Below are 22346 nucleotides of genomic sequence, written 5' to 3'. Positions count from 1 at the left end.
AAAGACAGCCCACGATGAGGCTGTCCTTCGACTTATAATGTTTCTATTTTGACTCGCGTTCCTCTTCCTGATGGCTCTGCTGGTTCAACAATTAAGCGCTTTGGCAGCCGTGCTCGAAGCTCTTGAACATGGCTGATGACACCAACAGATAAATTATGAGATTGTAATTTTTCTAGAGCGGAAATGACTGTATCAAGCAGCTCTGAATCTAATGTTCCAAAGCCTTCATCTAAAAAGAAAAATTGAAGTGGATATTGGCCCGAGAGCTGGATTTGGGCTGATAAAGATAAGGCAAGTGCAAGTGATGTTAAGAACGTTTCCCCTCCTGATAAAGACGATACAGGACGTTTAACCCCACCGTTTGCATCATCGCGCATAATGAATCCACCTTGAGAATCGACTTCGATTGCATAACGTCTTCTCGTTAGTTCCCCTAGACGTTCAGAGGCATCTAAGCTAACTTGTTCGAGCTGTTTTTCTGCAATATATTCTACGAAGCTATTTCCTTTTAATATCTGTTGCAAATGCTCCATCCGATCTACATCACGTTGTAATGTTTTCTTTTCCTTTTCGATCTCCATATATCGTTCATGTTTCTCAAGAAGCACTTTAAGCTGCGTTTCGGCCGCTCCTTTTTGTTCTACCGCTTCATTAAGGCGAGCTTTCACCTCATGTTTTAATGTTTGAATTTCGAGCCATTCAGATTCGGATAAAAATTGTCCCTTTAATTTTTCGATTACTTGCTGCAGGGCGGTTTTGACGTGTGTTACTTCCTCTTGGTATTTTAATAGTTCAGCTTTAATGGATTGTTTTTCCTTTACAGATAAAATCGCTTCAAGGACAGATTCAATGCTTTGAAAGGAAGTTTTCTTCTTTTCTTCTTCCCATCTTTTTTCTGCTTTTTCTAATTTCACTTTCGCATCTTTCATTTGTTTTTTCGCTGTATGAAATTCGCTTTCAAGCTGTTGAAGCTCCTTTAGAGCCGTTTGCCACTGTTCATAGGCTTTCTGCTCAACTGTTTTGTATCGCTTTAATGTTTCTTCAATTCCCTCAAGCTCTTCATGAAGCTTATCGCTTTCAGCTTCTTCTCGGTTTAAACGGTTTTGCTTTTCTTCAACTGACTGTTGTTTATATTTGAGCTCAGCCTTTTTCGCTGATAACTGATTAGACAGTGTTCTTTCTTCTTCCTTTAAAGCTAGTTTTTCCTTTTCTTTTTCATCTAAAAAGGAAATGCTCGTTTCAATCCGTTCCGTTAATGTTTCAACCATTGCATCCTTTTCTCTTATTTGTTCGATCATTTTCTCAACATCGTGAATGGAAAGCTCGGGAAAATGTGTTTGCCATTTTTGCTCTTCTTCCCCTATATGAACTTTCATTTCTACAATTTTTTCATTAAGATCCTTTAGCTCTATGAAAAGAGATTCTTGCATTGGTTCATATTGGCTTTGAATTTGCATAACTTGACGTATGTTTTGATTGAATGTTTGCAACGCTTCTTTGACTTGAAGGAAATCTTGATTTAATGCTTTTATTTCGGTCGAAAGCTGCTTAAATCTTCCCATATCCACATGTTCGAACGGCTCATCTTCTTCAAAAATCGGCTCTATCGCTGCCGCCGTCAATGGCTGGACCTTTTGTAAAAAGCTTTGCTCAGCCACAATGGATTCAGATAATTCTTCTAATTTTAGTTTTAATGTGTAAATTTGTTTTTCTTCTTCTTGGATGTGCGATATTTTTTCTTCCATAGAGGCAAGAGTTTGCTGTAATACGGATAATGGTCGCTCTTCTAGTTGTGATTCTAGTTTAGGCGCTGGATGATGAGTCGAACCGCAAACAGGGCACGGTTCTCCTTCAGACAATTTGAATGCTAACTGCTTCGCTGCTTCATGTGTTCGGGCTTCCTCTATTTCATCCCGAACTTTTTTTTGCATCATTTTCATATGGTGATGAAACCTTTCAAGCTCACGCTGTCGTTCACTTACATGATGATAAACCGCTTGTAAACCTTGAAATTTTGCTGCAATCTGCTTTTTCCACTGTAATTTCTTTTCTTCAGCTTCGGTAACTTTCTGTTTCGTCATTTGCAAATGGTGATCTTTCTTTTCCTTTAATTCTTGCAGCTCATTTCGTTGTTTATATAAATGCTCTAGCTTCTGCTTCAGCTCGGTGGCATTTCGGATCTTTTCGCGGACGTCTTTTGAAACGGCATTTTCTTTTAGCTGTTTTTTCAGCTCTTTTTGTCTTTCATACGCTTTATTTAATAAATTTTCAAGCTTTTGAATTTCCACCTGTTTGTCATGAAGCTTTTTTTCTAATAATTTACATTCCTTATTTAAGGAAGCTAATTGCTTTTGCTCTTTCTCTAATTCAGTGACAAGTTCGATGAGCTGTGTCAACTTTTCACGCTTCTGTAATAGAACTGGTTCTTTTTTTATTTTTTCGTTACGAATATCTTCAAATCCTTGATGCTTTTTTTCGTATACAGCTTTTTTCGTTTTCGTTTCAGCTTCTAATCGTTTTGTTTCGGAATCGTAGTAGGCTTTTTCCTTCCTCAGCTCGTTGACCGCTTCAGCATATGGCTTGAGCCGTTCAGCAGCTTCAGCTATTTCCAGCTTTTTCTCCATCATTTCGTATTTCGCTTTTTCTCTGTCTAGCTCTTTTTGCTTTTGTAAAACCGAATCTTTTTCTAGCTGCAAATTCCATATTTGTCGTTTCTCTTCATATGTTTTCGTGATCGTATCATATTCTTCTTCTACTTTTTTTAAGTGCTCTTTCCTTTTTTCAACTTCTTCCTTTGCCGCTCTAACCGCCTCTTTTGATGCATCCCCAATGCCTGCTTGTTCAGCTATTCGTTCACTAAGGGATGTTTTGGCCTTCTGAAGCCGCATCTTTAGCTTCTTATTTAACACATCACCATATTGCTCTAAATTAAACAATCGTTGCAGCATTTGCCTACGTTCCGAACCTTTTAAAGAAAGGAATTCGGCAAACTTGCCTTGTGGGAGAACGACGGCACGTGTAAAGTCATCAACCGTCAATCCAAGAAGCTCATGAATCTTTTCGTTTACTTCATTTGCTTTATCTGCTATAACAACCGTCTCTTCACCTTCTTCTAATAAACGGCAGCCTGATGTTTTTAAACGAATAGAATCTGTTCTTTTAAATGAACGTTCCACTCGATACCGTTTTTTCTGCTCGGCATTTTCTAGTTCAAACGTAAAGCTAACCGATAACTGATCTTCGGCATGATTCATAATTCCTTGCGTATTATTAGAGGCACGTTCAACTTTTCCGTATAAAGCAAGGGTCATCGCATCTAATATAGAGGATTTGCCGCTTCCAGTTGGCCCGAAAATTCCAAAAACCCCGCCGCTGCATAATGCTTCAAAGTCAATTTCCTGCTTTTCACGGAAGCTATGTAAGCCAGCTATCGCAAGTTTAATCGGTTTCATGAAGATTCACCTTCCTGCACTTCTTCTTCGGAAATGAGATCTAAAAATAGCTGAACTAGCTCTTGTTCAGGCTCAGCTCCGCCAGTTTGCTTCGCGTAAAATCGTTTAAATATTTCATCAATCGGCAAGTTTTCTTGTCTTCGTTTGCTTGTCGTTTTTTCCTCATGAACAAACACAGGGCGAATATGAATAAACCCTTCATGCCATTTTCTTAGACGATGAATTTCTTCTATTGACAAGTTGTTTGTTAAATGAATTTCAAGATCAATCCAAGCATTTGCGTCCTTTCCTTCTTCAAGCCACCTGTATACTTGCTGAATTCCTTCCTTTGCTTTCCATTTCACAAGCGGTTTTCCGCTTGACAAATAGACCTCGGATATATTGGCCTCCTCTCCTGGCTTTACATCAATAATGGTTACAGACTTCGTATAACCAGCCTCTGAAAAGCTGTACGCTAAAGGAGAGCCGGAATAACGCGCTTTCGTTAAAGCCTTTTTCACATCTTGCGGGCGATGCAAGTGTCCAAGAGCAACATATTGGGCTTCTTTTGGAAGACTGGTTGCTCGTACTGTATACGCACCCCCTACTTCAATTGGACGCTCTGAATCTGTAGATGCCCCCCCAGCAACATAAAGATGGCTCATCGCTATATTTACTGTCTCTTCCTCAAACTTGCCAGACATATATTGAAATAAGTCACATATTTTTTCATCATATTGATCACGCAGCAATCGTTCATCAAACTCATTTGCCAACACTTCCTCAAGTCTTGCTTCTGATGGATAAGCTAATGCGATCAGTTTCATCGTTTCATTTGTTTTCGGAACGGTAATCGTCAAAACATTCGTTGTTGGATAACCTATTAAATGTATTCCTTGTTCTGTTGCTAAAGGGGAAGCAGCGGAAAGCCGATCTGGATTGTCATGATTTCCTGCAATGACGATGACGGGCCGCTTTCCTTTGTCTGAAAGTCTTGAAATACTTTCATAAAATAAAGCTTCAGCAGCTGCAGGTGGATTGACTGTATCAAACGCATCACCAGCCATTAACACGACATCAATTTTTTCTTTGTCAACAATTTCATGCAATTCATCCAAAAACTCCGCTTGCTCATTTAAGCGGCTTCGTCCTTCAAGCGTCTTTCCTAAATGCCAGTCAGCTGTATGCAAAATTCTCAAAATAGATCACCTCACGACTGATGAAAAAAGAAGAAGAGCTTGTCGAAAGAGGTGACAAGCTTTTCTTTTGTTAAAGAACTAAATAAAGAGAACATATTTCTTAAATCCTAACGATGAACAAACGATTACAAACAATATAACTCGACAGCCAGAAGAAGAAATTTTTGTCTTCTTTTTATAGGGAAATCATAAATCCGCCATCAAAAAAGTATAAATATTTTTCCGTTATCTTTCTATTTAAAATGGTTTCTACTGCCTTCTCATAAAGCTTCATTTGCACATCATATCGTTTTTCTAAAACAGGAATTGCTTCGTTAATTGATGAAAAACGGCCTGTTACCGTATCTGTTTTATAATCAAGTAAAACAAATCCTTCTTCATCTTCAAATAAACAGTCAATCACCCCTTGAACGAGAACGGCTTCATCTTGTAGTGCACCTTGTTCATGCTGATATAGTTCACTTGCTGGAAACGCAAAGCTAAATGGCACTTCTCGCTCAATAAACGCTGCCTTTTTTAAACGTTTCCCAATTTCTGAATTGAGAAAGTCTAAAATTTGCTCATATTGGATGGCTGACGTTTGCGGTTTTGTTAATATTTCTTTTTTCACTAATTGATCAATGAGGTCATCAAGTGATTCTCTCGTAATGTCTTTATGGAAAGGAAGGTGCTGCATTACAATATGCATCACAGTTCCTTTCTCAGCTGGAGATAAAGATTGATCTTGTAAAAACTTTGGACGATGGAACAATCGGATATTTGTTTTCAACATCATTTCATCACTATATTCATCTTTAAATATAAGCTGAGCCCGTTTAATTTCAGATACGGACTGCTTTGAGCGATATTTTGCCGCTTGTTCATATGGGTATTTCCAGTTCAGTTGAAATTGTACCCGTTCGTTCCATTCACTATGAAACAAAACCGGCTTGCGGCTATGAAGAGCCTTTATTTTTTCTTCCCATTCCATTTCTTCCTTGTGTTCATTTTCCTTAAAGCTTGACTCATGTAAGAGCTCAATATGAAAGGCTGCAGGATGGTTCGAAATTTCGTTTTCGACATAAACGTTTTCATCCCGTAAAAGCTGGGCATCTTTGTGGCGAATAACGGCTGGGCCAATCCAATCCATATAGCATTTTGCTTTCGCACGGTCAAAATCCGGGATAAGCCAATCTGAATGAGATAACATTTGTTGCCATTCTTTTAATGTTTTTTCTTTATTTTTTAATGTTCCAATTAAGATTAACTTTTCTTTTGCCCGTGTTAACGCTACATAAAGCACGCGCAGCTCTTCTGATAACATTTCCATTTTCATTTTCTTTTTCATTGCAATAAGCGGCAGAGTCGGATAGCTTATCCGTTTTTTCGGATCTATATATTTCGAAGCAAACCCTAATTCTTTATCAAGCAAGTATTTTTGATTTAAATCACTCATATTGAACGGTTTGGAAAGCCCCGCAACAAATACAATAGGAAACTCAAGACCTTTACTAGAGTGGATGGTCATGATGCGGACTACATCCTCTTGTTCCCCTAAAGCGCGTGCCGTCCCTAAATCATCACCGCGATCTTGCATCCGTTCTATAAAACGTAAAAATCGGAACAAACCGCGAAATGATGTTTCTTCATATTGTCTTGCCCTGTCATATAGAGCCCGTAAGTTGGCCTGGCGCTGTTTTCCGCCAGGCATTCCCCCGACGAAATCGAAAAAACGTGTATCGCGATATAGCTGCCAAATTAAATGAGAAACGGGTCCTTTTCGTGCTAAATCACGCCATTTTCGCAGGTCTTCATAAAATGGTTTGACTTTTTCATATACATGTTCATCTTCTTTTTGCGCTTGCTGTAAAAATATTTTCAGCGCCTCGTAATACGCGCCTTTTTTCTTATATAAACGGATAATGGCCAATTCATTGGCCGTTAAGCCGACAACAGGTGAACGCAGCACAGATGCAAGCGGTATATCTTGGAATGGATTATCAATTACTTTTAATAATGACATCATGATGGAAACTTCTGTTGCCTCAAAATAACCTGATCTAAGGTCTGCATATACCGGAATCCCTTGCTTTTTAAATTCTTCCATTATTTGCGGCGCCCATGACATGGCTCTTAATAAAATGACAATATCACGATACGTTATCGGTCTTGTCCGATTAAGCTTGCGGTCATATACAGGAAATTGCTGTTGAATCAACTGTTTTATTTTTTTCGCCATTAATCGTCCTTCCAGCTGAGATGTTTCGAGCTCTTCTTGTTCAAATGGATTTTGATTATCTTCTAATGCTTTATCGTCCTCTTGACCACGGTCGATTAAATATAACTCTGTTTTCATTTCATCATGCTCAGGATAAGTAGCTCCTAACTTTAGTTCAGCCGCTTCGTCATATGTAATTTCCCCAACATTTTCACCCATCACTTGCTTAAAGATGTAGTTCGTGCTATCTAATACCTCTGTGCGGCTGCGGAAGTTTTTCGCTAAATCGATGCGAAGACCTGTCTTTTCTCCATCTTTTGTAAACCGTTTATATTTCGATAAAAATAAAAACGGCTCTGCTAAACGGAAACGATAAATAGACTGCTTAACGTCCCCAACCATAAACATGTTTCCACAATGCTCAGGTCCGCTTGTGACGAGCTTTAAAATCGCTTCTTGGACTAAGTTTGTATCTTGATATTCATCGACTAAAACTTCCACAAATTGTTGTTGGTAAGATCGAGCGGCATCGCTTGGAATAACATTCCCGTTTTCATCTTCATCCGTTAAAATTTGCAAACAATAATGCTCTAAGTCGGAAAAGTCAACAAGTGCTTTTTCCTTTTTCACCGCTTCAAAACGTTTGCTAAATTCTTTAACTAAATTCACTAGAACAGAAATAACCGGTGCCATTTTCTTTAAGTCTTCTAGTTGATATGGAATGTCTCGAGCAAAAAGCTCATCATGCAGCTTTTGTATTTGTTTTTTCACTCCATCTCGCAGCTTTATGACTTGATCAATCAAGTCTTGTAAATATTCATCACCACGGCATGGTTTCGCTCTTGTAGGTTTAAACGAACGAACCGCATCCGCTAATGCTTCCCATGATGGAGCTTCAATCATTTGTCGTATTTGTTCCATATCATCGATTAAGTTTTCTGCTCTCGGTGCTGGTCCTCCTGGAAGCTTTGTCATTTCAAGGGCACGCTCAAGCTGACGAATACAGCCTTCTAACTCCATTTTCACATCTCTTTGTAAATATTGAAAGAACGGTAAGCCCTCAAAAGAACTCGTATCATCATATTGATACATTGACATAATTTCATCCAACCACTTATCTGGTGTCGGATGGGATCTTGAAAATAAATAAAGTGAACGAATTAGACTTTGTAAATCTTCATCAGATCGATCGCTCGTATATCGATCAACAAGATCAAAAAACGGTTCATTGCCTTCTAATCCATACTGTTTTTCAAATAAATCATCTAACACTTCATCTATTAACAATTCAATTTCTGTCTCATCTCCGATTCGAAAGCCTGGGTCTAGGTCAATTTTGTAATAATATTTTCTCACGACATTTAAGCAAAAGGAGTGAAGGGTTGAAATGTTTGCTTTATTTAATAACGTTAATTGTCTTCTTAAATGAAGGGAGGCTGGATTTTCCTTCAATGCCTTTTCAAGTGCCTCACCAATTCGATTTCTCATTTCAGCTGCTGATGCATTTGTGAAGGTAACGATGAGCAAGCGATCGACATCGACAGGGTTTTCTCTTGATATGATTTTTCGGATAATCCGTTCAACGAGTACAGCCGTTTTCCCTGATCCAGCGGCCGCTGCAACCAAAATGTCTTTTCCTGTTGAAACAATCGCTTTCCATTGATCATCCGTCCATTGACTGTTTTCTGGTTTATTAAAGATGTCACTCATGCTCCTCTTCCTTTCTTAAGAGCTCCAATACCTCATTTCCTTTTAAATTTTTTAGCGTTCTATATTGATTATCCTCAAGCGACTCATCAAATTGGCAAACCGTTTTAAAGGAACAATATTTGCATGGTGTTCGATCTTTCAGCTTATATGGTGAAATGGCAACGAAGCCGTCTGTAATTTCCGTACCAATGCGTTTAAATTCATGGCGTATATATTGACGAAGAAGATCAAATTCTTCTTCACTTGCAATGGAAGAATACGAGTAAAATCCTCCTGCCTTTTTAATTCCTGCCGCGACAATTTTGGAATGGCCACTCTCAAGAGACTGGTCCATTAATTTAACTGCTTCCTCATCACCTAGAAGAAGACCTTTCATTTTAAAGCTTTTAAAAATCTCTTCTTCGATTTCTTCATCATTTAATTGTCCTGACGTTTGAATAAACGGGTCATGAATATGGAAATATAAAACACCCGCTGGAGTAGCTTTAACGCCAAGCCAAGATAAAGAATTCGATATGACGACATCTAAGTACGTCAACATTTGTAAAGCGATGCCGTAATAAACTTCTGCTAAGTTTAATGATTGATCGCTTGACTTAAAGTCTATGACACGAAGGAGAATTCCTTTTGAGCTTTCTGCTTTATCAATACGGTCTATACGGCCAACGACTTCCATCGTACAGCCATTCTTCAGTTGAAATCGAAATGGCGGCAGCTTGTTGTTTTTTCCAAAACCAAGCTCAATCCCAACAGGCGCGAATCCACTCATCCTTGCATGCTCACTTAATATCGTTGAAGCACGAGTCATAATATTTTGTAGCTTACGCTTTATATAATGATGACGATTAGAGCTTAATAAAATTTCACGCTCAAGCTTCGGAGCTAACTGCTCAACGGCATCAAATGAGAGCTTTTCACATTGCTCCTTCGTTAAATCGCGCCACTCTATCTTTAGCTGCTGCATACGGTCTGCCATTAGCTTTAATGCCGCGTGGAACAATTGTCCGACATCTGGTGCTTCTAAACGGAAAAATTCCCGTTCTTTTAGCTTTAAGCCATGTGTTGCAAAATGCAAAAATGGACAGCTGCGGAACTGCTCCATGCGGGAAACGCTGCCTTGAATGTGCTCCCCGTAAAGCTTTCGGCTAATCTCTTTCGATAACGGCTTTTCTTCGTTTTTATAAAACAAGCTTTCAATGACTTTTTGTGCCTTTCGTTTCCATTCGGGATGCTCCATGAAAAAGTTATACACATCCCACCAAACGTCATGAATTGGATATTGCTTTTTCCATTGTTGAAGCTGTGATGTTAAAAGAGAAAGAGACACGTTCGGACTAGCAATAAATGTAAGCTGATTTTCATCATGAATGCTTTCAGGCTCGTTTACATAAACAACTTCTTCTGCGAACGGGTATAAATCTTGAAGGCGCTTAATCACGATGGATGGCATTAATGCTTTTCCCTCTTCATCCGCTAAGGGATAGGAAATGTATATATGATTCGATGCACTCGTTAACGCTAAATAAATTAAAAAGTTTTCATCTAAAAGCTGACGTCGTGCCGTCGGTGCAAGCTCCAAGCCATTAAGAAATAGACGTTCGCGATCTTCATCTGATAACACACTATCCTCTTTCGGCTTTGCCGGTAACACACCATCGTTTACGCCGATTAAAAAGGTCGTTTTTAAACCGTAAAAACGTGAACGATCAAGACTTGCAATTAATACTTGATCAATTGCTGGAGGGACAAGTGCAAATTTCATGGACTCCATTCCAGCATCTAGTATATCTGCAAACAAGGAAACTGAAATTTCCGCATCCCCCATCATTTCGACAAATTCATCGAGTAAATTCATCACAGCATTCCACACTTGATCATGTTCTCTTGCTTCAATTAATCTTCCATTTTCTTCAGCTTCTTGACTTAACAGTTCAAGCTTTTGTGGTACCTTTAATTCTTCTAAAAAAAGGTAAAATGCTTCTGCCATTTGACGGCCTGTTTTCGCTCTTTTTAAACGTTTTTGCAACGTGTTAAGAGGCGGTACGACGATTTCTCGTAAACGATTGACTAGCTCCTCTATTTCTCTTTCTTCATCTGTTTTGACATAATCGTTATCTAGCGAATAATAGCGGCGGTACGTCCAGCGCTCTTTTCCTGTCCATTTTGCACCTTGAATTCCGTACGATAAACAATAATTTTCGAGTATATCCATTTCTTCACGCATTTTTTGTTTTGATTCGTTCATCGGGTAAAGAAGCTCTGTTTTAATACAGCGAAATACTGCTTCATACCGCCAATTACCAGTGATCACTTCAAGGCTTGAGCGAATAAATTCAATAAGCGGATGGTAAATCATCGAACGCTTTTCATCAATGAAAAACGGAATATCAAAATCTTGAAAAACTTGTTCGATCAGATCTCGATAGCTTGCCATATTTCGAATGAGTACCGCTATATCACGGTATCTTGTGTCTTCCTCACGCACTAGCCGTTTAATTTCTCTTGCAATCCCTTCCACTTCAGCACGTTTGTTAACAGCTTCAGCTATCGTAATGGCTGGTTTTTCCTCATAAGCTTTTATCGGGCGAGCTTCAAAATATTTTTCTAAATGAACGAGAGACGGCTCACGCTGAAAACGAACTGGTTCAGTTAGCTGGATCACTTCTTCTATGTCAATATTGTTACGCTTAGCCAGCTCTGTGAGTTTATGGAACGTTATTCCAGTCATATGAAAGAGATGAAGTTCATGAGGCAAATGTTCATGAAACGGCTTATCAGCTGTTAAAGATATTGTCATGTTGTCTGCCGTTTTCATTAGCGATTCCACTACTTGATATTCTTGTGGCGTAAAACTATGAAATCCATCGAGGTATATTTCGGCCCCTTTTACATACTCAGAATCTAATATTTTTTCAGAAAGGAGCTGCAAATAGTCCTCTGCATCGATATATTTTGACGCAAGTTCTTTCTCAAGCTCGCGAAATAAAAGCATTAAATCATGAAGCTTATCTGCAAGTGCTTTTTCATGATTTTGTGAGCTCTTCATGAGATTTTCGTAATGCTTTTTCAGTTCATTCGGCGACACCATATATCGTTTAAATTCTGTGATCATTTGTTCGACAAGGTCAATAAAACCGTTTTTATCACTTGCTTTTGCAAACACTTTAAAGTCCTGCTTTTTTTTGTTCATAATTTTTGTAAGCATCATATGTACACCTGTGGAAGATAGATGCTGTCTCGTCATTCCACCTGTTTCTTGCAAAACGCGCCATGCTAAACGGTTAAAGCTTAGAACTTGTACGCGAATCATTCCTCCGAGATTTGGTGTTTTAACTAGCTCATATTCCATCTGAAAGGTCATTTGATCAGGTACGATGAATATAATCGCAGGACCTTTGTAAGGATCCGCTGTTAGCTTTTCACGGATTTCATTCAAACATCTTTCTGTTTTTCCGGTACCAGATCGTCCGATCAAGAAACGTATCCCCATCTGCTCTCCCCTTTCTATCGATACACATACATGGAAAAAGGGACAATTCTCTTGTCCCATATTTCACCATTCCGTTTCCATTATATAATTTTATTTTACTTGATTCCTAGAAAGAAATCTATTAAACAACGATGGGTAGTTAAAATTTAGATTTTGAAAAGGTGATCTTAAAACATCCAGCCATTATAGACACTCCCCATGATCGATAGATTTTACGATATACTATACATTTTTCTATTCGTTGCATCTATAATCTAGACTAACACCATTATGCATTTGGGTCTGCTTCCGAACATTATTCAGGTTGATTGTCTACTTTTCCCGTATCTGTATAGAACACTTCAAAATTATTATACTTAACCATGGTTACCATTCCGTTTGAAGCATGATGCAGGTCATGACAGTGGAATAGCCAATTTCCTGGATTATCCGCAATGAAAGCTACCTCATACGTTTCACCTGGTTTCACATTTAACGTGTCTTTAATAATTGGTGAACCCTCAAGTGGCTTTCCATTTTTGCTAAGCACTTGGAAGAAATGGCCATGAAGATGCATTGGATGTGATGAGTTATCCATACTTTCATTAGTCAGTGTTACCTTCACCTTGTCCCCTTTATTAACTTTTATTGGAGGTACATCTGGATAGGTTTTGCCATTAATCGTCCACACCATCCCCATCTCTGCATTCATGCTCATTTTAGTACCAAGAACCATCTTATACTCTATATCAAATTCATCACCAAATGAAAATGGCGATTGAGTTTTTTTACCAAGGGTAGTGATGTCTACTAATTTATTTGATGGTTGATGTGTAGCTTTTTGGCTATTCCCATCTTCATAAACAACATCCATTTTCATATCTTGTGATGCTTCCATTTCACCATGGCAATCAATGGTGAAATCACCACCTTCATCAGCCACAAATTCAACGTCTACCCGTTCACCAGGGGCAACTTCCAATATTGATCCGTTAACCACTTGAGGGTTATTCACTTTTTGACCATCAACATGAGTCACTTTATATTCAATCGGAATATGAATTTGATGAGCCATATAGCCAGCATTAACAAAACGAAGCTTTACTTTTTCACCTTTTTTGACTTTTAATGATTCGTTTTCTTCATATGTTTTGCCGTTAATTGTAAAAATATCATAGGAAGACATGTTATGTCCCATCATCATGTTACTACTACTGGATCCCATCATATTTGACATTTCACCCATGTTCATACCTTTCATGTTCATACTATCTCCACTATTGTCTTCCATATTCATTTTTTCATCGTGTTTTTCAGACTCCCACTCATCAAGAACAAGCGTATAATCACGCTCAACACCCGTTCCGTCTTTTGGCTCTACAATAAAAGTTCCGTATAAACCTTTATCCAGTTGTTCCACACCATTTTGATGTGTATGATACCAATAGGTTCCTGGATCATTTGCAACGAATTCATAAGTATATGTTCCGCCTGGTAATACCGCATCCTGTGTAACTCCAGGAATACCGTCCTCTGTATTTGAAACTGGAACACCGTGCCAATGAATCGAAACTGGTTCGTTTAACTCATTTTTTAAATTAACTTTAACAACTTCTCCTTCTCTTACACGAATTGACTCCCCAGGAACTGTTCCATTATATGTCCATGCGGTTATCGTTGTCTCAGAACTTAATTTCCAGTTCACTTCCTTTGCAGTTAAATTGAATTCATTAACTTTTTTCCCTTCAATATCTTCGGATTTAACTTGTACAAGTTGTTGAGATGATTTTTCCTCAGCCTGTTTTTCAGGATTAACTGTCTCTGAATTCTGCTGTGAACAGGCTGCTAAAATACTAATACCTAATACTGTAATTAATAAAGGAATTTTTCTCATTTATACAAACCCTCCCTTTCATACAAAAAATTATGAAAAAAATATCAAAAAACAATGCAGAAAAAATGAATAAATTAGGAAGGGAAAATGAAATAGTGTAATTGTTCCACTGTTATATCATTAATTTAAAAAAGACGTTAGTGTGAATATGAATCAATTCGGATTGTCGCCTCAATTATAATTTTTTCATTAATCGGTCATATTCTTCCTCTGTAATTTCGCCTTTCGCTAGACGTTCCTTCAAAATATCTATATGATGATTTCTAGATGATCCATTATTGCCATTGATATAATTTTTCATTAAATAAAAGCCTAAGAAAATGAGCAATCCCCAGAAAATAAACATACCAAACATCATCCATCCTCCTCCTTGAAATCCCGTACAACTATCAAACCAATGCATCATCTTTTGATCAACTCCTTTCTATACTTACATGCTATCAGCAATATGTGCAGAAACTTTCGAGAAAGCTATTCCCATTTATACCCTACCCCCCACACTGTTTTCAAATGATCATCTATTGGAAAGCCCGCTTTTCGACATTTATCTCTAATGTTTCTCACATGTGAATCAATCGTTCTCCCCTCTGTATTTGAATCAAATCCCCAAATCGTCTCGATCAGCTTTTCACGACTGAATACCATTTTTGGATGTTTCAAAAATAACCCCAGCATATCAAATTCTGTTGGTGTTAGTTTAATTTCTTTCCCTTTATATTGTAATTTATGATTTTGTTCATCCCATATAAGCCCGTTAAATTCCACTTTATTTGCATGGTGTGTTCTTCGTAAAACAGCTTCAATACGAGCCAATAACACCTCTTCATCAAATGGTTTGGTAATATAATCGTCCGCCCCTAGCTTTAAGCCTTTAATCATATCTGTACTATGGTCTCGGGCTGTTAACATCATGATGGGAACTTCGGAAAACTCGCGTATTTTCCTTGCTGTTTCCCACCCATCCATTTCGGGCATCATAATATCGAGAAGAACTAAATCAAATTTTTCTCTTTCCAGTAACTGAATCGCACCTTTTCCTGTGCTCACTGTTTTACAATTGAATCCTTTTGGCTCCAAATATAGCTTAAGCAATTGCTGCATTCTCGTTTCATCATCAACGATTAATATTTTTGTCACTGTTCATCACTCTCCTTGTAAAAATATAGTGAAAGTTGTTCCTTTTCCTAATTTACTTTCAACTTCTACTTTTCCACCGTGTCTTTCGATAATTTCTTTCGCTATCGTTAATCCTATACCACTTCCTCCAGTTGAACGAGATCGTGATTTATCAACTCGATATAAACGATCCCATATAAATGGCAGCTCTGAATTCGGAATGCCATAGCCTTGATCGCTAATTTTGATGATGACTCTGTTTTCCTCTTTTAAAGCTGATACCGACACTTCAGTATGTGAAGGCGAGTATTTTAAAGCATTATCTAAAAAGTTATTAATGACTTGGCCAAATCGTAGCGGATCGATGGATACAAAAATATTTTGTTCACACGACAAATATAAAGACATCCGCTTTTCTTCATAGGCTGGTTTAAACTTTGCTATCAATTCCTGAAGATACTCACATAGCGGCACCTGTTCCTTCTCAATTAAAAATTCATTTTGATCCATTTTGGCAAGATCAAACAAATCTTTCACAAGTCTTGTCACACGAGCGGCTTCTTCTTGAATAATTGCGACAAACTCCTCCCGCTCTTTTTGTGAGAGATTTGGGCGATTTAATAAATCAGCGTAACCCTTTATATATGTTAACGGTGTGCGCAGTTCATGAGAAATACTTGATAAAAACTCGATCCTTTCTTTTTTTAGTCTCTCTAAATCATCTGAAAGACTTTGAATCGACCTAGCAAGATCGCCAAGTTCATCTTTCCGATAAATATCCAGCCATAATTCACTTTTGCCTTTGCTCAGTTTTTCTGTTACTTTCTTCATCTGGCGTAAAGGCTCTGTAATAAACTGTGATAAGAAATATATCGTAATGATGGAGATGACAAGCCCAATAATACTTACAATAACAAATTGCATTGTCAAACTTTGAATCATTTCTCGTATCGATTTTGTATTTAAAAACATAAATACATAGCCTTTGATTTTTCCATCGATTTGAATAGGACTTGCTGCAGCTAAATAAGATTCTGTTTTCCACCTTGATTCAACTAATATACCTTTGTGGGAAAAATAGAGGGTCTTTCCCTTTTCAATCAATCTTTTCATCTCTGAATTCACGTTATTAGAGGCTTTTATTACTTGAAATTGTTGATCCGTAATGACCACTTTTGTCTCAGCCTCTGATTCCATCAGAGCGACATGCTTTATCGTTATGGGGTCAAAATTTTTCTCCAATACGTCGCGGTGACTCCTACCACGCGATAATAAGTTCTCTGTTTCACTTTGAACTCTTTCGCTTACAATAGAATAATACAAAAAAATAAAGAGCATTGATTCAATAAGCAAAATAAAAACAAAAAACAACGTGCCCAGCTTAAACGACAATTTACTGATCGAAATCAACTCCTCAAAAATTTCTAAATGTAATTAAAAGACTGTAAGCTAAAGCCTTACAGTCTTTTAAATATATATTATAACAGGCGTGTTGATTAACTAATAATAACCAGTTGAGATGGCTCTATTTCTAGCTTTTCTGCCGGAGTCGGCAAGCGATTCGCTTGCCGACTGGGCATGCTATACGCATGCCCTTCTCGAACAAGAACAACTGCGGGCAAATGAATTTGTCCGATAACGTTCTTGTTCGAAGAATTTGGCAGAAAAGCTTGTGTTCAGCCATACGATTCTGTATGTTTAAGTAAAATAGTAGATAATCAACACTTGTGAAATTATAATGTCCAATAAGTTAAAGTATCTAATATCCCCAGAATGATCATGATACAACCTGCAACTTTTTGAACAACTGAACCAACTTTTCTGCCTTTTTTTAAAAACACGCTTCCAAGATCAAAATACCAAATTAGAAAAACAGCTAGGATAAGAGGAATAGATGTTCCAATGGCAAAAATACTCGGGAGAATAACACCATAGGATGTCGTTAACACCATTGGCATTAAGGAAGCAAAAAATAGAACAAACATAGTGGGACAAAAACCTAGAGAAAAACTAAAACCCATTAAAAAGGCACCCATTTTTCCCCTTTTTAAAAATTTATCCGGAATTTTTCCTAATGAAATTGTCCATCTCATTTTGAGAAATCCAACTAAATATAGGCCGATTAAGATTATTATGGGACCAATTATCTTTCTTATCCATGGGAAAATAATCGTTAAATTCGTTCGGAATTCTTGTCCCAATAACCAAACGAAAAAACCGAGTCCTGAAAACACGACAATCTTGCCAATAATAAAGAAAACAACTTCCGTCCAAGCCACCCTTTTTTGTACAGAATGATTTCCATAGACCGTTATCGCCCCTAGATTTCCAGTAAGCTGACATGGAGCGAGTGCACCGACTAGGCCTAAAACTAATGCAGCAATTAATGGAAAACTCTCTACACTATATAGTATATTTAGAAACGGCTTCGTCAGTAAATTACTGAAATCTGAAATTAATTGATACACCTTTTCTCCTCCCCTCATCCAATTTCTTGAAACTAAGAGTTATCTCAAAACTACCGCCTTTAAATTTTCCTTGTTTCAAAAAATAATAATCCCATAATACCTAATGAAACGAAAATGGCGACTAATACTAAATAATTAAGATTAATATCTAGAACTTTGTTTTGTTCAAGTAAGATTTCTTTAGAAGAATCATTTTTGTCGTTTATAGTCTTTAGTTTCTTCAATTGAAAAGATCCTAAAATCTCGTTGTGCTCATTTGTAACTTTTAACAATCCATTTTGATAAATATCTTCTTTCACTTTCTCCCCAATTTGATGAGTAATATATAAACTCTCATCATTAATAAAATGATTTTCTTCAGTAGTAAATTGGGTATTTTTTTGGATTATTGTATTTTGAAAATTGTTAAATGCATAATCAAGAAGCTTTTCGGTATCACGATAAGCACTGTTTTGAGAAGGTGCCTTCATCGTTACAACAATAATGTTTAAGTTTTTTCTTTGCGCCGTCGTTACTAAAGTATGTCCTGACTGTTTAATATATCCTGTCTTCCCACCATTTACTCCTTCATAAGGTTTTTCTCTCATTAATTTATGATGAGTGTAAATGGTGGTATCCCAGGCTTGTCCTTTCCAGCGTATTTCTTTCGTAGAAAAGATTTCACGAAAAACCTTATTCTGCATTGCATATTGTGTAATTTTGGCCATATCCTCTGCTGTTGTCAAATGATTTGGATGATACAAACCGTGGGGATTTTCAAAATGAGTATTCACGACCCCTATGGTATCTCTTAAATATTGATTTAAATTATTTGCAAAATGTTCAACTGAACCATCCAAATGTTCTGCTATTGCGACTCCTGCATCATTACCTGAATTAATTAACAATCCTTGAATAAGTTTCTTTAGTGATACTTGTTCCCCAATTTCCAAATACACTCTAGTTCCTTCTACATTTCTTGCATTTTCTGAAACAGTGACCATATCATTCAGATTGCCCTTCTCAATTGCATATATAGCTGTGGCTATTTTTGTGATGCTAGCAGGGAGCAATTGAGTTTTTGAATTTTTTTCAAATAAAACCTTTCCTGTTTTTGCTTCTATCACTATCGCAGCTTCACTACTAATAGTGGGGTTCGAAAGTTCCCTATTACTTCCAAAAACTGTTTCCGCTCCAATAGCGAATAAACTAATAAATAATACGAATCCGAAAATAAACTCCCTCATTTCTCCTCCAGATCTTTTGTTACTTGAAAGTGTATAGGACATATTTTATCTTCTATCGCAATTCTAAAATGAGTGATTTTAAAATGAAATTGCGCAAAAACTATGCACAATATTTGCCATATAGCCATGCTTATTAGAAGTCGTTTTATCTACTCTTTTAACAATTTTGCATTAATCGCCACAATAATCGTACTTAAAGACATTAAAATGGCACCAACTGCTGGACTTAATACAAGACCATATTTATAAAATATACCAGAAGCTAATGGTATCGCTATTATATTATAACCAGCAGCCCACCATAGATTTTGAATCATTTTTCTGTATGTTTTCTTTGATAAGTCAATGATTCCCACGACATCGAGCGGGTTACTATTTACTAAAATAACATCTGCAGTCTCAATGGCAACATCTGTTCCTGCACCGATGGCAATACCCAAATCTGCATTTGCCAATGCAGGGGCATCATTTACCCCATCACCAGTCATGGCCACTTTGTTTCCTTTTTGTTTAATCTCTTTAATTTTATCTGCTTTTTCATGAGGTAAAACTTCAGCGAATATCTCATTTAAACCGAGCTTTTTCCCGACATAATGAGCTACTTGACGGTTATCGCCTGTAAGCATAATTGATTGAATATTCATTTCATTCAATTTGTCGATGGCCTTTTTTGCACTTTCTCTGATTTGATCAGCTAATGCAATCATTCCGGCAAATTGACCATCAATAATTGAAAAAATGACTGTCTTTCCTTCTTTTGATAATTGTTGATATTTCTCATTTGGGAAACTGATGTTATGTTCTTTCAAGTAACCAGGGCTAACTGCTAATACTTCTTTTCCGTCAACTTTCCCCTTAATGCCTTTTCCCCTCATATATTCAAATTCTTGAGGTTCCAATATTTCTATTCCTTTTTCTTTTGCACTACTTATAATCCCTTTAGCAATCGGATGTTCAGATTGTCCTTCTAATGCAGCGACAAGCTTTAACACATCTTCCTCATGATATTGATCATGTGTGATTATATCCGTAATACCAAACTCCCCTTTTGTTAAGGTACCGGTTTTGTCGAAGACAACGGCATTTATTCTTCTTGCCTCCTCAAATTGGGAACGATTTCGAATGAGCAAACCTTTTCTCGCTGATATCCCTGTCGAAGTAGAAATAACCAAAGGAACAGCCAATCCCAACGCATGAGGACATGCAATGATCATCACTGTAACCATTCTTTCTAAAGCATAATTAAATGTATAACCAGCCATCAGCCAACCGACCAATGTTAAAATACCAGCCCCAAGAGCAATATAAAATAACCACTTCGCCGCCCTATCGGATAAATCTTGTGTTTTCGATTTGGATTCTTGCGCCTCTTTAACCATTTTAACTACTTGAGATAAATAACTTTCCTCTCCAGTCTTTTTTACTTCAACTGTTAAAGCTCCATCTCCATTTACTGAACCACCTGTTACTTCATCACCTTGTCCTTTATCAATAGGAACGGACTCACCTGTAAGCATCGATTCATCTATTGTCGAGTGACCTTTGACAATCACCCCATCAACGGGGATTCTCTCACCTGGTTTAACGAGAATTTTATCCCCAGTGACTAGCTCGGATACAGGTACATCTATCATATCATTATCTTTTATTAAATGAGCTTCAGCTGGCATTAATTTAACTAGCTGTTCCAAAGCATTTGAAGCACCCATTATTGATTTCATTTCCAACCAATGGCCAAGAAGCATGATATCAATCAAAGTTACTAGCTCCCAATAAAAGTCCATTCCTGTCAACCCGAATACCGTCAATGTACTATAAATATAAGCAACCACTATAGCTAGAGCGATGAGTGTCATCATCCCAGGGTTTTTCTGTTTTAATTCATCATATGCTCCTTTTAAAAATGGAAAGCCCCCATAAAAGAAAACAAAGGAAGAAATGAGAAATAAAACAAGAGAATCATAAGGAAAAGTAAATTGAAACCTAAGCAGTGATTGAATCATTGGTGAAAGAAAAAAGACAGGAATTGATAAAGCTAATGAAATGGAAAAACGTTTTTTAAAATCCTCTACCATATGACCGTGGTGAGACCCGTGAGAGCCATGGGCATTTCCTTTCTCATGATGATGGTTCATATGAGGATGTTTATGGTCCTGATGTTGATGCTCGTGATGATGTTGATGCTCGTGATGATGTTGATGAGTTTCATTTTTTGTTCCCATTTGCATACTCCTCACTTTTTTATATTGACTGCTATCTATAACGTGGCAGTCTTTTAAAAATGGTAAAAAAATATTTGCAGAAATTATGGATATTTCATAAAAATCCTGTAATTTTTAATCAACAAAAAAATCTATTTAACAATTTGATTTCCGCATGGAATTAAAGTGATTCTTTATTAATATAAATTATCCAAATTGTCAATATTCAGCCTATCTATTGGCCATTTAAAATAAAAAATAAATTAGGGTAGCTTTTAAATGTCAAAAGCTATAATGAAAACTTCTCAATAGCTATCAACTCCTAAAAACTTTATTATGTACACAAAAGACTGTAAGAATTATCTTACAGCCCTTATGAACCGAATGTTTGAATAATTCCTTCTTTGACTAGCTGTTTCCACGTGTTCCCTCCATCTTCAGATAAATAAATGTGGTTTTTAAAAGTAGCAAAGACAATCTCTGATTCTTTTTGAGGGTTTTGTGCTATATACATAACGGCATCTTGTTCCATTTTAGGCAAAGTTACTTCTTCTTCTTCACCACTTTCTATTGAATATTTAACAAGCATTGGAGATTTTTCATACGTTCCATACCATAATGTATCCTCCGAGAAAAAGACGGCTGTTCCTTGTTTATTTTCTGTTAATAACTCAAAGGTTTGACCGCCATCTTTTGATAGAAAAATCCCTTTCTCTCCTGCAGCCGCGACAATCTCACTTTTTGTCGGATGAACTGCTAGGCTAAAAATCTTTTCTCCAAGATTTTCCGCCTTTATTTTTTCCCAATTTTGACCTTCATCCTTTGATACATACAACCCTGCCCCAATTTTGGAGTTTTTCATCTCATTTAATAAGTAGACCGTATGGTTAAAATAACCAACTCCCATAACATGGAAGTCACTTTCCCCTTCCATTCCAAGGTCTTCAAAGGTTTGTCCATAATCAAAGCTTCTTTTTAAGCCGAGAGGATTTGGAAGATCGACCCCTTCCCCAGGATGCCCGCTCGTATAAAATCCTTTATCTACCGCATTAAATCCCATGTAATCATTGTTTTGGCCCTTCGTTTTATACCAATTTCCATTCTCATATACCTTTAGTCCATCATGGGTGGCAAAGAAAATGGCATGCTGATTCGCCATATATCCTAATCCGTGAATATGTTCGACTTGGCCATCAAATTTTTCATAAAAATCGTGCTTCGCTATGACTGAAGATGAATGGTTCGTTTCCTGTTGTTCTTCTTTGTTTTCTACTTGATCTTTTTCATTGATTGTAGTTTGTTCATTCTTTGTTTCTTCTTCCGTTGTCACATCATTTGTATTTTCATTGCTACAAGCTGATAAAAAAACACCCCATAACAATGCTCCGGTAATTAAGAGACCTTTTTTCACAACCTAAACCTCCTACAATTTCTT

At 37.1% G+C, this 22346-nt stretch carries 12 protein-coding genes; all 12 read right to left on the bottom strand.

Annotation, left to right across the window (positions count from 1 at the left end; genetic code table 11):
- Positions 1-32: 32 nt before the first annotated feature.
- Positions 33-3452: an AAA family ATPase gene (locus J2S06_RS07245; RefSeq protein WP_419151841.1), complete on the bottom strand. Its 3420-nt coding sequence runs from the start codon at positions 3450-3452 to the stop codon at positions 33-35.
- Positions 3449-4630, bottom strand: a complete 1182-nt coding sequence (locus J2S06_RS07240) for an exonuclease SbcCD subunit D (protein ID WP_419151840.1) — start codon at positions 4628-4630, stop codon at positions 3449-3451. Before J2S06_RS07240 ends, J2S06_RS07245 begins: the two co-directional genes overlap by 4 nt.
- A gap of 175 nt (positions 4631-4805) precedes the next feature.
- Entirely contained in the window at positions 4806-8537 is a 3732-nt protein-coding gene (gene addA, locus J2S06_RS07235; RefSeq protein WP_419151839.1) for a helicase-exonuclease AddAB subunit AddA, read from the bottom strand.
- Entirely contained in the window at positions 8530-12027 is a 3498-nt protein-coding gene (gene addB / locus J2S06_RS07230) for a helicase-exonuclease AddAB subunit AddB (protein ID WP_419151838.1), read from the bottom strand. The genes addA and addB overlap by 8 nt, the downstream gene beginning before the upstream one ends.
- A 295-nt stretch (positions 12028-12322) precedes the next feature.
- Positions 12323-13900: a multicopper oxidase family protein gene (locus tag J2S06_RS07225; RefSeq protein ID WP_419151837.1), complete on the bottom strand. Its 1578-nt coding sequence runs from the start codon at positions 13898-13900 to the stop codon at positions 12323-12325.
- Between the two features lie 175 nt (positions 13901-14075).
- Complete coding sequence (locus J2S06_RS07220; RefSeq protein WP_419151836.1) at positions 14076-14306, bottom strand: SHOCT domain-containing protein; 231 nt, start codon at positions 14304-14306, stop codon at positions 14076-14078.
- A gap of 65 nt (positions 14307-14371) precedes the next feature.
- Positions 14372-15037: a response regulator transcription factor gene (locus J2S06_RS07215; RefSeq protein ID WP_419151835.1), complete on the bottom strand. Its 666-nt coding sequence runs from the start codon at positions 15035-15037 to the stop codon at positions 14372-14374.
- 6 nt (positions 15038-15043) lie between these two features.
- Positions 15044-16258 carry a sensor histidine kinase gene (locus J2S06_RS07210; RefSeq protein WP_419151834.1) on the bottom strand — a complete coding sequence of 405 codons (1215 nt, stop codon included), beginning with the start codon at positions 16256-16258 and terminating at the stop codon, positions 15044-15046.
- A gap of 491 nt (positions 16259-16749) precedes the next feature.
- Entirely contained in the window at positions 16750-17484 is a 735-nt protein-coding gene (locus tag J2S06_RS07205) for an urease accessory protein UreH domain-containing protein (protein ID WP_419151833.1), read from the bottom strand.
- Positions 17485-17543: 59 nt separating this feature from the next.
- Positions 17544-18752 carry a D-alanyl-D-alanine carboxypeptidase family protein gene (locus tag J2S06_RS07200; RefSeq protein ID WP_419151832.1) on the bottom strand — a complete coding sequence of 403 codons (1209 nt, stop codon included), beginning with the start codon at positions 18750-18752 and terminating at the stop codon, positions 17544-17546.
- Between the two features lie 107 nt (positions 18753-18859).
- Positions 18860-20938 (bottom strand): heavy metal translocating P-type ATPase, encoded by a 2079-nt coding sequence (locus tag J2S06_RS07195; RefSeq protein WP_419151831.1) that lies wholly within the window; start codon positions 20936-20938, stop codon positions 18860-18862.
- Positions 20939-21284: 346 nt separating this feature from the next.
- On the bottom strand, positions 21285-22322 hold the full coding sequence (locus tag J2S06_RS07190; protein WP_419151830.1) for a F510_1955 family glycosylhydrolase: 1038 nt from the start codon (positions 22320-22322) through the stop codon (positions 21285-21287).
- Positions 22323-22346: the final 24 nt, after the last annotated feature.

The organism is Bacillus alveayuensis (genome assembly GCA_030812955.1).
Classification (GTDB): domain Bacteria; phylum Bacillota; class Bacilli; order Bacillales; family Aeribacillaceae; genus Bacillus_CB; species Bacillus_CB alveayuensis.
This window is presented reverse-complemented; position numbering and strand designations above follow the sequence as displayed.

What these genes read in the sequence shown, in the direction of transcription:
- J2S06_RS07245 (WP_419151841.1), bottom strand. Translation starts at nt 3,452, where the DNA reads ATGAAACCGATTAAACTTGCGATAGCTGGCTTACATAGCTTCCGTGAA.
- addA (WP_419151839.1), bottom strand. Translation starts at nt 8,537, where the DNA reads ATGAGTGACATCTTTAATAAACCAGAAAACAGTCAATGGACGGATGAT.
- addB (WP_419151838.1), bottom strand. Translation starts at nt 12,027, where the DNA reads ATGGGGATACGTTTCTTGATCGGACGATCTGGTACCGGAAAAACAGAA.
- J2S06_RS07225 (WP_419151837.1), bottom strand. Translation starts at nt 13,900, where the DNA reads ATGAGAAAAATTCCTTTATTAATTACAGTATTAGGTATTAGTATTTTA.
- J2S06_RS07220 (WP_419151836.1), bottom strand. Translation starts at nt 14,306, where the DNA reads ATGATGCATTGGTTTGATAGTTGTACGGGATTTCAAGGAGGAGGATGG.
- J2S06_RS07200 (WP_419151832.1), bottom strand. Translation starts at nt 18,752, where the DNA reads ATGTCCTATACACTTTCAAGTAACAAAAGATCTGGAGGAGAAATGAGG.
- J2S06_RS07195 (WP_419151831.1), bottom strand. Translation starts at nt 20,938, where the DNA reads ATGCAAATGGGAACAAAAAATGAAACTCATCAACATCATCACGAGCAT.